We start from the raw sequence: 14,828 nt of genomic DNA, 5'->3' as shown, positions 1-14,828 counted from the left end.
CTGAACTGATTTCTCGACAATATGATGAATCCTCTGCTTGATTTTTCCGGACTGCCGCGCTTTGCGGATATTCGAATCGAACATATCACCCCGGCGGTAAAACAGTTGCTGGCCGATGGCCGCAACACTATTGACCGGATACGTGATGACAATGCCATGCCGACCTGGCAGAATTTCGTGCAACCCATAACAGACGCCAATGAGCGCCTGTCTCGAGCTTGGGGGCAGGTATCACACTTGAATGCGGTGGCGAATACGCCGGAGTTGCGCGAGACCTACAACGCCAACCTGCCATTGGTCACGCAATATTATGCGGAGTTGGCGCAAGACCCCGTCCTCTTTGAGAAATTCAAACAACTCCGCAACAGCCGGGAGTTCGAGAGCATGAATCAAGCTCGAAAGAAGATAATCGAAAACGACTTACGGGACTTCCGCTTGGGTGGGGCAGAGCTACCGCCTGAGAAGAAAAAGCGATTTCTCCAAATTCAGGAAGAGCTGTCGGCGCTGGGTTCCAGATTCAATGATAACCTGCTGGATTCCACTAATAGTTTTGTATTGCATGTACAAAGCGCGGATGAGCTTTCCGGCATTCCCGACGATGCAGTGCAAGCGGCGCGGGAAATCGCGGAAAAAGATAATGCCCCGGGTTGGAAATTTACGCTGCACGCCCCATCATATATGCCCATCATGCAGTATGCCGACAACCGGGCGCTGCGCGAAACGATGTATCGTGCTTATTCTACTCGCGCCAGCGAGATAAGATCACCGGCTCCGCAAGCTGAAAACGCTGCCAATCTGGATAACACGCCGCTTATTGCGAAAATGCTTGAACTGCGCAAGGAAGAGGCGCAGCTGCTGGGATTCGATTGCTATGCCGAAGTCTCGCTTGCGACCAAAATGGCCTCAACCCCAAAACAGGTACTGGATTTCTTGAGTGAACTCGCAGCCAAGGCGAGGCCCTACGCCGAGCGCGACCTCAAGGAATTACGTCAATTTTCCGCTGAAAAAATGGGATTGCAAAATGTCGAAGCATGGGATCTGGCTTATGTAAGCGAAAAACTGCGCCTCGACCGTTATGCATTCTCTGAGCAGGAGGTGAAGCAGTATTTTCCTGAAACCAGCGTGCTACCGGGCATGTTCAAAGTGGTCGAGCATCTTTATGGCATTACCATTGCCCAGCTAAAGGCTGCCGACATTCAGCTCTGGCACGCCGATGTAAAGCTTTTCAATATCATGGGTGTTCAGGGAAATCTGATCGGCCGTTTTTATCTTGACCTCTACGCGCGCCCAGGCAAGCGAGGCGGAGGATGGATGGATGACGCTATCAGCCGCCGCCGTATCGGCGGAGGTGAAGTGCAAGGGGAAGAAAGCATTCAGGTACCGGTCGCATACCTTAACTGCAATTTCTCTGCACCCGTTCATCTCGATGGACAAACTCGTCCCGCCTTGTTCACCCACGACGAGGTGATTACGCTATTTCATGAATTTGGGCATGGCCTGCACCATCTGCTTACGCAGGTGGAAGACTTGGGCGTGTCGGGCATTCATGGGGTGGAATGGGATGCGGTGGAACTACCCAGCCAGTTCATGGAAAATTTCTGCTGGGAATGGGAAGTCCTGCGTGACATGACCAGGCACGTTGACTCGTTGCCGCGAAGCGGCAGCTTGCGGGAAACGCGCCCTGCTCCGCCTCCCGCCCCGGATGACTCCGTCAACGCCGTATTGCGGGAACCGGCGAGCAGCGATCAATCTCTTCCGCGCGATTTGTTCGAGAAGATGCTGGCAGCGAAGAATTTCCAGAGCGGCTTGCAAATGCTTCGCCAGATAGAATTTGCGCTATTCGATATGCACCTTCATGCTGATTTCCGCCCCGGTGGAGAAAAAACAGCGCAGCAATTACTGGACGAGATCCGTAAGCAGGTTGCGGTAATTATCCCTCCTGAATTCAATCGGTTTCCCAATAGCTTTTCACATATTTTCGGTGGAGGCTACGCTGCCGGCTATTACAGCTACAAGTGGGCGGAAGTGTTATCTGCCGATGCGTATAGTCTTTTTGAAGAAAGTCCTTCCGGGGTTGTAGTCAATCCCGAAACCGGCGCCCGCTTCTGGAATGAAATTCTTGCAGTGGGCGGAAGCCGGGCCGCGCTGGAATCATTTATCGCATTCCGCGGGCGTGAGCCAAAAATAGATGCCTTGTTGCGCCACCACGGAATGGCGCCTGCGTGAAAAATATACGGGAAAGGCTCGACCGCGCAGAAACATTCGGCATCTTTGAGCCTGGAGGAAATTTGGGTGCGGCGGGACTAACTTGAAGGAGTTACAACGGGTGGCCAAGCATTTCTGATATCGTTATCTGCTAAATGGCTCCTGTTGTTCCGAGTTTCCTGCCGGTTTTGCGATTCATTTTGATCAGCCGATTATTCTTGCAACAACGTCTCTCCAACGCTAGTATAGAACTCGGGCAAGTCACTCATACTCTTCTGTCCTTTAATAAGTCTTCAATAAGGACTTGTAATCCGGGAAGGAGGGCAAGCTACATATCCATTTTGCAGCCCTTCAGCCAGGTAAATCAGCTAGATCAACCGGGCTCGGGGACAGCCCGTAAAAACAGCTTATGGGAATTCTTGACGTCGCTGGACAATAGGAGAAAAAAAGATGAAACATGTTACATGGGGGGTCGTTACGGCTGCGGTACTGGCTATGGTGTTTGGAGGTTGTGCGCAGGTGCCGCCATCGCCCCAGGTTCAAAAATACTCGGATAGCGAGTTGCCCGTGCCTGCGGACTATAAGAGCTGGCCAAAGTTTTTATCTGATGTGCAGCGAGCCGACGTCAAGCAAGTCCGCGAAATCTATATCAACCCCGTCGGACATAGCGCCAAAATGGGTGATGAATTTCCTAATGGGACCATTTCCGTGATGGAGATTTACAAGGTTAGGGAAGCTGCCGACGGTACCCCTCTGAAGGGCGCGGATGGTAAATTTGTCAAGGGTGAGCTGTCAAAAATAGGCGTGATGGGCAAGGGCGCGGGCTGGGGTGAAAGTGTGACGCCTCCGGAACTCAGAAACGGCGATTGGGTATATTCCATGTACATGGCTGATGCCAAAACGAAAGCGCCGGACGATACGGCAACCTGTCGCGCATGCCATCTACCGCTCACGGATAAAGACTACATTTTCCGCTACGACGAATATTTTCAGAAACGCGTAAAATAGTCGTGCCTGCAAAACTTCATCTTTAACAAACGGCCATCATTAATCGATGGCTATCTTCATTTTTTTTGCCCGCGGCATTGCAGGCGTTCATGGCATTACCCCGGCGCGCCCATCTGCTTTCATGTGCCCCAATCATCGGCCCCACCGCATTACTATAACCCGATAATCCGGTCCACGTATGCTTCATGGGGCATCTCTACAAGACAACATTTTCAGCGCTCGGAAGCGGCCTTGGTCGGACATTTGGAAGGATAGCGCTGTACCGAGCGGCGAAACATGTGAAGAGGCGAATATTCCATGAGTTGCGCAAATACCAATTTTCCTGAATGCATAATGGGAAATCGCAGAGGGAAAATTACAGCTTTCCAAAAAACTCATGTTGAAACGGTGACACCCTTATATACGGCGTTTCCTGTTGGCAATCAATTTGTTATTTAACCGTCCGAGCTGAATTGCCCGACACTACTGACTCCGGATCTCCATTCGGGCATCAACTCATGCTTAGCCAGTCGCCAACATTGCATTAGTCCTGTGCGTTGCGTAGTATTCATTTCAAGCCATTCGAGGCCGACGAAATCCTTGGAAACTTCATCTTGCCAGTAATGGTCGCCCTTTCTCTATCCCATTCGCCGCTAATTTCCCTCAGGCGGCGAGTTTCGCAAGAAACTCTACAGGAAGAAGAATATGAGCAAAATTTGGTTTGTAAAACGGCAAGAATGCCCAGCATGCGCTTCAGGTAGCTTCAGAACGATATACCAATGCCAATATGACAGATCTCCAATAGCAGATTATTTGGTAGATTTTTATTCGCCACAAGGCATGGTTGAATTTGAGTATCTCGAAGGAGCTGCTTACGTTCTGTCCGAATGCGATGTCTGCGGTTTGATTTTTCAAAGAGATATTCCAAACGATTTTCTGATGGAAAGACTGTATGAACATTGGATAAATCCCCAAAAAGTATTTAGCCACCACTTGAAGAATCGCGGACTTGAATACTATTCACGCCATGCCCAGGAAATTATGCACATTATTGCGTATTTCCGAAAAAATCCTACATCCTTGAATTTTCTCGATTTTGGTATGGGGTGGGGCGAATGGGCGCTGATGGCGAAGGCTTTTGGATGTAATTCATTTGGTTCAGAATTATCTACCGAACGAATACAACACGCGAAGTTAAATGGGATCAGGATTATAAATTGGGACGAGATTCCTCAATATCGCTTCGATTTCATTAACACTGAGCAGGTATTTGAACACATACCAGAACCTTTACAGACATTACGCTATTTAAGCAGCAGCCTAAAAACAGATGGAATTCTGAAGATTAGCGTCCCCTATGCACCTGATATAGAGCAAAGATTAAAAGTCATGGACTGGAAATCAGAAATAGGCTCAAAAAATTCTCTTATGCCTGTTGCTCCTCTCGAGCATATTAATCTTTTTAGAAAGCAGTCATTCTCCAAGATGGCAATTCAATCAGGATTAGAAGAATTACTGATCCCCAAAAAAATACAATATCAATATTTAACCGACTGGGGTGGAGCGAAGAAAATTTTGAAGAGTATGCTCCGTCCGTTTTACAGAAATATTCTAAAAAAAGGGAACTATATTTTTTTCAGAAAGTGTAGATAAAAATAACAAGCGCTAATTTTTTGGAATAACCCTCCGCTCGTAGATTACGACCGGAGGGTCTGGATGTGCCGTGACCCCTTACTACGCGCCCAAGCGCAACGCGCCATGCGCGTGAGGCTACTGATTTGGGGCCACGTCCGCGTATCGAATGCCCATTAACTGAGCTTGCCGTGACATTGTTTATACTTTTTCCCTGATCCGCAAGGGCATGGATCATTGCGCCCGACCTTCTCCCCTTGGCGCACGAATGGCTGATGCTTCTCCGGATGATCCTCGGCGTCGCGATTCGGCTCACCGCCTTCGAAAGATCCCTCTTCACCCAGCGCTTCTTCGAAAGCCGCGTGGTGATACTGTACGTTTATAGGTGAGCGTTGTGTTTCCGCCACGGCTTCCACCTGCTGCTCACTTCTTATCTGCACGGTCATGAGCGTCTTGGTAACTTCCGCCTTGATCCCCTCAAGCATGGAAGTGAATAGTTCAAAAGCCTCCCGCTTATACTCCTGTTTAGGGTTTTTCTGTGCGTATCCTCGAAGATGGATACCCTGACGCAGGTGATCCAGCGCCGAGAGATGCTCCCGCCAATGGATATCGAGACTTTGCAGCATAACGGCACGCTCGTACTGATGCATGACATTCGCGCCAACCTGGTCGACCTTTCCTGAATAATATTCTTGCGCTGCTGCACTGATCCGCTGATGCATGTTTTCGTCATGCAGGTCGGGCTCCTTCTCCAGCCACTCCTGTAATGGCAATGCCAATTGATACTCGGCCGCCAAGGCCTTCTCCAGCCCTGGGATGTCCCATTCCTCCTCTACACTTTGCGCCGGGATATAAAGTGCGACCAGACTGCGCAACACGTCGTCGCGCATTGCCGTAATCGTTTCCGAGATATCTTGCGACTCAAGAAGTTCACCACGTTGCTCATAGATTACCTTGCGCTGATCGTTGGCGACATCGTCGTATTCCAGCAACTGCTTTCGTATGTCGAAATTGCGGGCTTCCACCTTGCGCTGGGCGTTTTCAATCGCGCGAGTGACCCAGGGATGCTCAATGGCCTCACCTTCCGGCATGTTAAGCCGCTGCATGATGCTTGCTACCCGATCAGATGCAAAGATACGCAGAAGTGGATCTTCCAGCGAGAGATAAAAACGGCTGGAACCCGGATCGCCCTGGCGGCCCGAACGGCCCCGCAACTGATTATCCACGCGGCGAGATTCATGCCGCTCTGTGCCGATAATATGTAATCCGCCTTGTTTCAGCACCTCATCATGAAGAAGTTGCCATTGCTGCTGCAATTGCCCGATTCGCTCGCTCTTTTCCGGTTCGCTCATGCTTTCGTCGGCACGAACCCGCTCAAGTTCAGGTTCAGGATTGCCGCCAAGTACGATATCGGTTCCGCGACCCGCCATATTCGTGGCGATCGTGATCATTTCGGGACGTCCGGCCTGGATGACGATCTCAGCTTCTCTTGCGTGCTGCTTGGCATTCAATACCTGGTGCGGCAACTTCTCGCGGGTCAATAACCCGGAAAGCTCCTCATTGTTTTCAATAGAGGTCGTTCCGACGAGAACGGGCTGTCCCCTCTTATGACAATCCCTGATATCTTCAATGATAGCGCGATTCTTTTCTCCCATGGTGCGGAATACCTGATCCATGCGGTCATTGCGGATCATGGGGCGATGGGTTGGAATGATGACTGTTTCCAGCCCGTAGATTTGCTGAAACTCGAAAGCCTCGGTATCCGCCGTGCCCGTCATGCCGGCCAGCCTCTGATACATGCGGAAATAGTTTTGAAAAGTGATCGAGGCAAGTGTCTGGTTCTCCTTCTGGATCGAAACACCTTCCTTTGCTTCCACCGCCTGATGCAATCCTTCCGACCAGCGCCTGCCAGACATGAGCCGCCCGGTGAACTCGTCGACGATGACCACCTCGCCATCCTGTATCACGTAGTGCTGGTCAAGATGAAATAACGCGTGTGCACGCAGGCCAGCGTATAAATGGTGGACGAGATTGATGTTGGCCGGATCGTAGAGGCTGGTTCCAGGAGGCAGCAACCCAGCATCGGCAAGCAAGTTTTCCGCGTGCTCGAAACCTTCCTCGCTCAACAGAACCTGCTGGGCTTTTTCGTCTACGCTGAAGTCACCCGCACTTTTTTCGGTTTCCTGGCGAACCAGTTTCGGAATCAGCGCGTTCATACGCACATAAACTTCGGTGTTGCCTTCGGCCTGGCCGGAGATAATCAACGGCGTGCGCGCCTCATCGATCAAGATGGAATCGACTTCGTCAACGATGGCATAATTAAGTACGCGTTGCACCCGCTCGACAGGGTGGTTCACCATGTTATCGCGCAGGTAATCGAAACCGAATTCATTATTGGTGCCGTAGGTTATGTCTGCCGCATAAGCGGACTGCTTTTCACCGTGATCCATCTGTGAAAGGATTACGCCTACGCTGATACCGAGGAATTGATAAAGATGCCCCATCCACTCCGCATCCCGTTTGGCAAGATAGTCATTCACGGTAACGAGGTGAACGCCCTTGCCAGCCAGTGCATTGAGATAAGCGGGCAAGGTCGCCATCAGCGTTTTACCCTCGCCTGTTCGCATCTCGGCAATCTTGCCGCTATGCAGCACCATGCCCCCGATCAATTGAACGTCGAAATGACGCATCCCGAGCACCCGTTTGCCAGTTTCGCGTACCACGGCAAATACCTCGGGCAGTAAAGCGTCAAGGGTTGTCCCGTCGGCAATGCGCTGCCTGAATTCTTCGGTCTTTGCACGCAGTTCGGCGTCGGTAAGCGCCGCTATCCTGGTTTCCAGTGCGTTAATCGTCGCCACCGTCTGGAAATACTGTTTGATCAGCCTATCGTTACGGCTCCCGAAAACTTTCTTGAGCAGATTGTTCAGCATGAAATCTCAAAAATTCTGTTAGCGACTATCCAAAAAATAAGGGGTGAGGTTTTTGGCCTCACCCCCACCCGCAGAGTATTGACCCGGCTCAACCGGGCATCTTCAAGAATCGTGACGGGTTTTGCGGCGAGCCCTTGTGCCGGACTTCAAAATGCAGATGAGGACCGGTAGAACGACCAGTGCTGCCTACTTCCGCGATCTTCTGCCCGCGCACCACGACTTGGCCCAGCCTGACCAGGCGCTTGGAAGCATGAGCATAACGGCTGACGAAATCATTGCCGTGGTCAACATCGACCATATTACCATATTCGGGATGAAAATCGGAATACACTACCACGCCGCCCGCCGCAGCCACGATGGGCGTACCTGTTGCAGCCGAGAAATCAACCCCTTCATGAAAAATGCGTCTTCCCGTAAAAGGATCTATACGCACCCCGAAACCCGAGGAGTACCATTTTGTGTTCACAGGCATCACGGACGGAAGCATTTTCTTCTTGAGCCTGTCTTGCATCAACAATGAATCCAGTGCGCCAAGCTTGTCGCTACGGTCATCCAATGCGAGCGACAGTTCCTGGATCTTACTGTTGAACTCTGCAAATGACATATCCTCGGATGGCAGCGTCGATACGGTTCCTCCCTGACCGGGATTCTGATTAAACCGAAATTCCTGAGGCTTGATACCCGATAATTCCGCCAGACGAGCGCCCACGGAATCCAGCCGCAGCAGCTGTGCCTGCATCTGACCCATTCTGACTGCCATGGCATTGAGGCTATCGCGCAAGTACGACTGGTTTTTTTTATGTTCCTCCTGCTGTACACTCGAAACGAGCGATCTCAGGGAAAAGGACTGTCGATCTTGTCAGCATACCGAAGAGAAAGATAATTCAACCCCATCGCAAACAATACAGAAGCTAAAACTCCTCCCCCTGCCAGAAGTACAAGATGCACGCCGGTCAGGGTCAAGGTTCTCGGTTTTTTTAAATTATTGGAAATTAGAATAATATGCATCTCATTCCCTAAATTACTCTTTAGCTATGACCGTCCACAAGATAAATTTCTACCTTGGAACCCTAAGGCTGACGCCCAAGCATCAGCGATTATTCAGCTACATGGACGAGTTAACCGCGATGCAACAGGCATTCTCGAAAATCGTTCCGCACCAACTGGTTCGACACTGCACGCTAGGCGGATTCTTTGAAGGAAACCTGACGATATGTGCAGGTAACGGTGCAATTGCGGCAAAACTCAGACAGACGTTGCCGTCATTATTATTAAAATTTCAAGCGATGGGCTATGAGGTTACTGCAATTCGACTTGCTGTGCAAGCAGATTACCGTAATATTCGTAAGGGTGATTTACCCGGTAAAAAAATGCGGATAGGCCGGGCTGGCATGGAAAGGCTGAGTGAATTGGCCGAAGGATTGCCACCATCGCCTCTAAAAACCGCAGTCGAATCGCTGCTGGAAAAACAGCGAATGGAAGGCGAGAAGAACGGCTACGGCTCGGATATTATCTAAAATCCCGGCAATGGTGGGGAGATCGATGGATTCCTGGATGGATTCGTATAACGCATGCGTAGGCGATAGCGTGCCTTGTGCGAAAATTTCGCGCTCTGCGGATGAGTAATGACAAACTTGCCACGGAACGCGAAGGCCGCTGAGTCTTCCGTGCTATCGGCTCAAGCTCCGCTGGCGATCACAGCGATCGCGAACCAGCCTCAGCTCATGAGGCCTATCCGGGCGAACAAATATTTTATTTATTCATAAGCAATGCTAATCCGCTTGCTTCCTCAAGAACGCGGGAATATCAAGGACATCCACTCCCGATTGTTTCATGGCCTCGATGGTGGCGTCGCGCCGTCTATTCGTACGTAACGCGGCCGGGGCATCCAGATCCTTCCAGTTGATACCATCCGCCGAGAGGGCATTATCTGTCCCGGTGCGCGTGTGGATCACGCTTAGCGGTTTAGGTTGTATGCGGTTAACGACACCGCCCAGCCCTGTGGCAACCATGGTCACCCGGAGATTTTCTTCCATATTTTCATCGATGACGGTGCCGACTATCACGGTGGCGTCTTCCGCCGTAAAGTCTTTGATCGTATTCATCACCTCGTGCACCTCGCGCATCTTCATGGCTGAGCTAGCGGTAATGTTCACCAATATTCCTCGCGCACCGGAAAGGTTCACATCCTCCAGCAGGGGACTGGCGACAGCCTGTTCCGCCGCTGCGCGCGCGCGGTCCGCCCCTGAGGCAAACGCCGAACCCATCATTGCCATGCCCATTTCCGACATCACCGTTTTTACATCGGCAAAATCGACGTTGACAAGGCCCGGGCAATTGATAACTTCCGCGATGCCGGCCACGGCGCCGTACAGTACGTTGTTGGCAGCCTTGAACGCATCAAGCATGCTCACGTCTTCGCCTAAAACCAGCATCAGCTTATCGTTGGGAATTACGATCAGCGAATCGACATATTGTGACAACGCTTCCATTCCTGCCTGAGCTGCTTTAAGCCGCCTGCCCTCGAACGAAAAGGGCTTGGTAACCACTGCTACGGTAAGGATTCCCATTTCCTTGGCCACTTGCGCCACCACGGGCGCAGCGCCGGTTCCGGTACCGCCGCCCATTCCCGCGGTAATAAATAGCATGTCCGCGCCTTCGATTAATTCGGCGATCCGGTCGCGGTCTTCCAACGCTGCGTTACGTCCGATTTCAGGATCTGCGCCAGCGCCCAGTCCCTTTGTGATCGCTGATCCCATTTGCAGCAGAGTACGTGCCTGATTACGCTTCAATGCCTGGGCATCGGTGTTGGCACAAATGAATTCGACGCCTTGCACGCCGTTCAGGATCATGTGATCCACGGCGTTACCGCCGCAACCGCCCACGCCAATGACCTTGATGACGGCTTCCTGTGTTTCTGTATCCATGATTTCGAACATTACACTCTCCTTTAGGAATTGTATCAACTGAACAGTATTTGTTATTTAAGTCTTTCCGCTTTTGAACGCTGCTGCCAGCCGCCCCTTCGCTGTCGAAAAGAGACCTCCCCCATTTTTGGGGTCTTCGGATAGGAGGCCCTCAAAAATTGACTTGAAACCAACTTCTCATCCTTTCCAGAATTCGCTTGAACGAGTTGCCCTGCAACCGGGTGTGCTGGTGTCGCTGGAGCTGTTCCATGCCGGCCAGTATCAAGCCAATGCCGGTAGAGCACCGCGGCGTAAGCACCACTTCTTCCAGGCTGCCGTGATAGTGCGGAAGGCCTAGCCGTACAGGCATATGGAATATCTCTTCGCCGAGCTCCACCATACCTTGAAGGGAGCTGCTGCCGCCGGTAATGACGATCCCGGACGACAGCAGTTCCTCGAAGCCACTGCGGCGCAGTTCAGCCTGCACCAGCGAATAAAGCTCTTCCACACGGGGCTCGATGACTTCTGCCAGTGTTTGCCTGGAAAGCTGGCGTGTTCCACGGTCGCCCACGCCCGCCACTTCCACCATTTCGTGCGGGTCAGCCATACCGCGCAAGGCGCAACCGTAGCGGCACTTGATGTCTTCGGCATCCTTGGTAGGGGTGCGGAGCGCCATCGCAATATCATTCGTGATCTGGTCTCCGGCAATCGGAATCACCGCGGTATGGCGAATGGCGCCGTGTGTGAATACCGCGATGTCGGTTGTACCCCCGCCGATATCCACCAGGCAGACGCCCAGATCTTTTTCGTCTTCCGATAGCACGGCCATGGCCGAGGCAAGCGGTTGCAGCACCAGGTCACGCACCTCCAGCCCGCAGCGCCGCACGCACTTCATGATATTCTGTGCCGCGGATACCGCCCCGGTCACGATATGCACTCTGACTTCCAGCCGTATACCGCTCATGCCGATGGGCTCGCGCACATCCTCCTGGCCATCTATGATGAACTCCTGATTGAGTACGTGGAGAACTTGCTGGTCGTTAAGGATATTCACTGCCTTCGCGGTTTCCATCACACGTTCCACATCCAGTCGCGAAACTTCCTTATCCTTGATGGCCACCATCCCATGCGAATTGAAACTTTTGATATGGCTACCGGCAATGCCGGTATAAACTTCCCGAATCCTGCAGTCGGCCATCAACTCGGCTTCTTCCAATGCCCGCTGAATCGCGTTGACGGTGGTCTCGATGTTCACTACAACCCCTTTCTTCAGGCCGCGCGAAGGATGGCTGCCCATGCCGATAACTTCATACCCGCCTTCGGGTTTCACCTCTGCGACAATAGCCACAATCTTCGATGTGCCGATATCGAGCCCCACGATCAGATTTTTTGTTTCGTTGCTTCTATTCATCTATCTTAAAAGCCCTAAATCTGCCGGCATTTCCATCAAATCAAATCCATTTTGTTTCAGCATCGCACCACGTGCTTAGCGGACAGCAAAGCCGCTCGGATAACGCAGGTCAACGTATGTCAATTGCTGATTTAATTGCGCCGTGCTGTGGTCGTGCACCTGTACGTAACGCTTCAGCCGCACGCCCACCTGCTCGCGCCCGAGCTCCAGTATGGTCCCGTTGTCCAGGTGAACCCGCCAGGCCCGACGGTCGGAAAGGCTCATCCGTGCGATGTTCTGATGCAGCGGCTGCAGCATTTTTTTAAACACCGTGTACTGTCTGGCCATTTCGCTTGAGCTTTCCTCCGGGCCTTCAAATTCAGGCAATGGTTCATCGGATGCAGCATTGAATATTTCCCCCTGAAAATTGACCAGTGCGCTGCTACCCCAGCGCGCCAGGGCCATATGTTCCTCTAGCGTTACCTCCAGGCCATGCGGCCAGATGCGACGCACACTGGCGGTCCGTACCCAAGGCAGCTTGACGAAAGCTTTACGGGTCGCTTCCAGATCAACTGTAAAAAAATTTCCCGCGACAGCATTTCGGACTACCCCATCGATCTGTTCTCGCGTCACGTGCTTCAGGCCGCCGTCATTGCCGCCAAGGCTCACCTCCTTCAACGGAAACAAAGGCGAATTGATCGTCAATTGAGTGATCAGGTAACTCACTATCAACGCAGCCAGCGCAAACAGCCAATTCGCCAGCAAGGTGAGCGCCTGATGGTTATCCCACATGGGCCAGTTCCAGTATCCGCAGGACCAGATCGTCAAATGAAATTCCGACGGCTTTCGCTGCCATGGGTACAAGGCTGTGTGCGGTCATCCCAGGCGATGTGTTGGTTTCAAGAAAATATAGCTGGTGCGATGCATCCAGAATGGCGTCTACCCTTCCCCATCCCTCACAACCCAGAATCTTGTGTGCTTGCAATGCCTGTGCCTGAATCGCCTCCTCCTGAGCAGCGGATAAGCCGCTCGGGCAAAAATACCGGGTAGTATCGGACATATACTTAGCCTCATAATCGTACAAGCCGCTTTCCGCCTGGATGCGGACCAAGGGTAACGTCATCTCTCCGAGGATAGCGATGGTAAGCTCCATGCCTTCGATAAATTGCTCCGCCAGCACAGTAGTGTCGTGCTCCGCCGCCAGCTGCAGTGCTGTCGGCAAGTCCGTTGCCTTGATCACCTTGCTCAAGCCGAGGGTCGACCCTTCTCGCGATGGCTTGACAATCAGCGGCAGCCCGAGCTCTCTGGAAACCAGATCAAAATCTGTTTGTTCATTAAGCACGACATAGCGGGGCGTTTTGATTCCAGCAGCTTGCCAAAGCAATTTAGTGCGCCATTTATCCATCGCCAACGCGCTCGCCAGGACACCGCTACCGGTATAAGGCAATCCCATCAGCTCCAGCGCGCCTTGGACGGTACCGTCTTCGCCGTAGCGCCCATGCAGGGCAATATGGACCCGGCTGAACCCCTGGTGCAGAAGCGCCTCCATTGGCTGTTCGGAGGGATCGAACGGATGTGCGTCAACACCTTGGCGCCGTAATGCCTCCAGCACGGCTTTGCCGCTCTGGAGCGAAATCTCGCGTTCAGCGGAACGGCCGCCCAGAAGAACAGCAACTTTCCCAAAATTATGGTTACTCACCATTTTGATCTTCCTTGACAGAATAATGAGTCGCGAAATCGGGAATCCCGCTGCGTTCGCTTACAGCACCGATAATTCGTACTTCTTGCACCAGCTCGACGCCAGTCTGCTCTTTTACCGTGTTACGCACCCGGTCTATCACCGCTTCGATATCCGCCGCTACGGCAGTGCCGGTGTTTACGATGAAGTTTGCGTGCGTCGACGAAACCATCGCGCCCCCAATACGAAAACCTTTCAGTCCGCATGACTCGATCAGTCGCGCGGCCCAGTCGCCCGGTGGATTACGAAACACTGATCCGGCATTGGGCAGATTCAAAGGCTGGCTATTGATTCGTCTTGTCAGTAATTCCTTGATCTTTTGCCGCGATACTGCCTCTTTCTCTGCCGACAATTGGAACCAGCCGCCTGTGAACCATTCCTCATCCGGGAAACTCCCCGATTTGTGCTCGCCCTGTTCCCCATCATTAATCCCAGGCTTCATGGCAACGTGCCGATAACTGATTTCGTAGTCTCCAGGCAGGCGTGCTTGCAATCGCCCGGCACGACCCAGTGTTTGAACCTTGTATACAATTTCCCAGGTCTCGGCACCGTAGCACCCAGCATTCATCGCCATCGCCCCGCCGACAGTACCGGGTATACCGGCTAAAAACTCTGCGCCGGCCAAACTGTGCAAGGCTGCAAACCGCGCCACTTTTGCGCAGGCTACGCCCGCGCCAGCGTATATCAGTGGGTCACCTTTATCCCGCTGCTCCAGCCGCAGGTCGTTAAGCCGGCCATGCAACACCACTACGGTTCCCCGCACTCCTCCATCACGCACCAGAAGATTGCTGCCGAGCCCTATCACATGCACTGGCTCATCCTGCGGCAAGCCGCGCAAGAACTGCGCGAGATCAGCCAGATCTGCCGGCAGATACACGCGCTCCGCCACGCCCCCGGTACGCCATGAAGTATATTTTTTCATTGGCTGATTCACGCGCATCTCGCCCCGAAGTGCACTGGAGCCATGGTTCAAATTAATTTCCGACATATCCATTCGTGAAACCTGCGCATATTCATGTGCGACGAAAAGTGGCCTGATT

At 52.4% G+C, this 14,828-nt stretch carries 12 protein-coding genes; 4 read left to right on the top strand and 8 right to left on the bottom strand.

The window, feature by feature from the left end; genetic code table 11:
• The first annotated feature begins 21 nt into the window (after window positions 1–21).
• Window positions 22–2,226 carry a M3 family metallopeptidase gene (locus BUA28_RS09125; RefSeq protein ID WP_072767809.1) on the top strand — a complete coding sequence of 735 codons (2,205 nt, stop codon included), beginning with the start codon at window positions 22–24 and terminating at the stop codon, window positions 2,224–2,226.
• A gap of 429 nt (window positions 2,227–2,655) precedes the next feature.
• Window positions 2,656–3,213, top strand: a complete 558-nt coding sequence (locus BUA28_RS09120) for a cytochrome P460 family protein (protein ID WP_072767808.1) — start codon at window positions 2,656–2,658, stop codon at window positions 3,211–3,213.
• A gap of 22 nt (window positions 3,214–3,235) precedes the next feature.
• On the opposite strand, the gene BUA28_RS15910 is transcribed toward BUA28_RS09120, so the two are convergent.
• Window positions 3,236–3,400, bottom strand: a complete 165-nt coding sequence (locus BUA28_RS15910; protein WP_178297985.1) for a hypothetical protein — start codon at window positions 3,398–3,400, stop codon at window positions 3,236–3,238.
• A 497-nt stretch (window positions 3,401–3,897) separates the two neighbouring features.
• Between BUA28_RS15910 and BUA28_RS09115 the strand changes: the two genes are divergently transcribed.
• The gene (locus tag BUA28_RS09115) at window positions 3,898–4,845 is read left to right on the top strand and encodes a class I SAM-dependent methyltransferase (RefSeq protein ID WP_072767807.1); all 948 of its coding nucleotides are present in this window, start codon (window positions 3,898–3,900) and stop codon (window positions 4,843–4,845) included.
• Window positions 4,846–5,000: 155 nt separating this feature from the next.
• On the opposite strand, the gene secA is transcribed toward BUA28_RS09115, so the two are convergent.
• Window positions 5,001–7,754, bottom strand: coding sequence for a preprotein translocase subunit SecA (gene secA / locus BUA28_RS09110; protein WP_072767806.1), 2,754 nt, complete (start codon window positions 7,752–7,754; stop codon window positions 5,001–5,003).
• Window positions 7,755–7,842: 88 nt separating this feature from the next.
• Window positions 7,843–8,514, bottom strand: coding sequence for a M23 family metallopeptidase (locus tag BUA28_RS09105; RefSeq protein WP_256598282.1), 672 nt, complete (start codon window positions 8,512–8,514; stop codon window positions 7,843–7,845).
• Window positions 8,515–8,788: 274 nt separating this feature from the next.
• On the opposite strand from BUA28_RS09105, the gene BUA28_RS09100 reads away from it, so the two are divergent.
• Window positions 8,789–9,271 carry a DciA family protein gene (locus BUA28_RS09100; protein ID WP_072767805.1) on the top strand — a complete coding sequence of 161 codons (483 nt, stop codon included), beginning with the start codon at window positions 8,789–8,791 and terminating at the stop codon, window positions 9,269–9,271.
• Between the two features lie 255 nt (window positions 9,272–9,526).
• Here BUA28_RS09100 and ftsZ read toward each other — a convergent pair whose 3' ends face one another.
• The 5 genes from ftsZ to murB all read right to left on the bottom strand — a co-directional run bounded on the left by ftsZ (window position 9,527) and on the right by murB (window position 14,782).
• Window positions 9,527–10,693, bottom strand: a complete 1,167-nt coding sequence (gene ftsZ, locus BUA28_RS09095) for a cell division protein FtsZ (protein ID WP_072767804.1) — start codon at window positions 10,691–10,693, stop codon at window positions 9,527–9,529.
• Between the two features lie 139 nt (window positions 10,694–10,832).
• Window positions 10,833–12,071 carry a cell division protein FtsA gene (ftsA, locus tag BUA28_RS09090; protein WP_072767803.1) on the bottom strand — a complete coding sequence of 413 codons (1,239 nt, stop codon included), beginning with the start codon at window positions 12,069–12,071 and terminating at the stop codon, window positions 10,833–10,835.
• Window positions 12,072–12,146: 75 nt separating this feature from the next.
• Window positions 12,147–12,842, bottom strand: coding sequence for a cell division protein FtsQ/DivIB (locus BUA28_RS09085; protein ID WP_072767802.1), 696 nt, complete (start codon window positions 12,840–12,842; stop codon window positions 12,147–12,149).
• Complete coding sequence (locus BUA28_RS09080; protein WP_072767801.1) at window positions 12,832–13,752, bottom strand: D-alanine--D-alanine ligase; 921 nt, start codon at window positions 13,750–13,752, stop codon at window positions 12,832–12,834. The genes BUA28_RS09085 and BUA28_RS09080 overlap by 11 nt, the downstream gene beginning before the upstream one ends.
• Window positions 13,742–14,782: a UDP-N-acetylmuramate dehydrogenase gene (gene murB / locus BUA28_RS09075; RefSeq protein WP_072767800.1), complete on the bottom strand. Its 1,041-nt coding sequence runs from the start codon at window positions 14,780–14,782 to the stop codon at window positions 13,742–13,744. Before murB ends, BUA28_RS09080 begins: the two co-directional genes overlap by 11 nt.
• Window positions 14,783–14,828: the final 46 nt, after the last annotated feature.

The organism is Nitrosospira sp. Nsp11, from assembly GCF_900142705.1.
Taxonomy (GTDB): domain Bacteria; phylum Pseudomonadota; class Gammaproteobacteria; order Burkholderiales; family Nitrosomonadaceae; genus Nitrosospira.
Note: the sequence above shows the minus strand (reverse complement) of the source record. Positions and strands in the feature narration are given on the sequence as shown.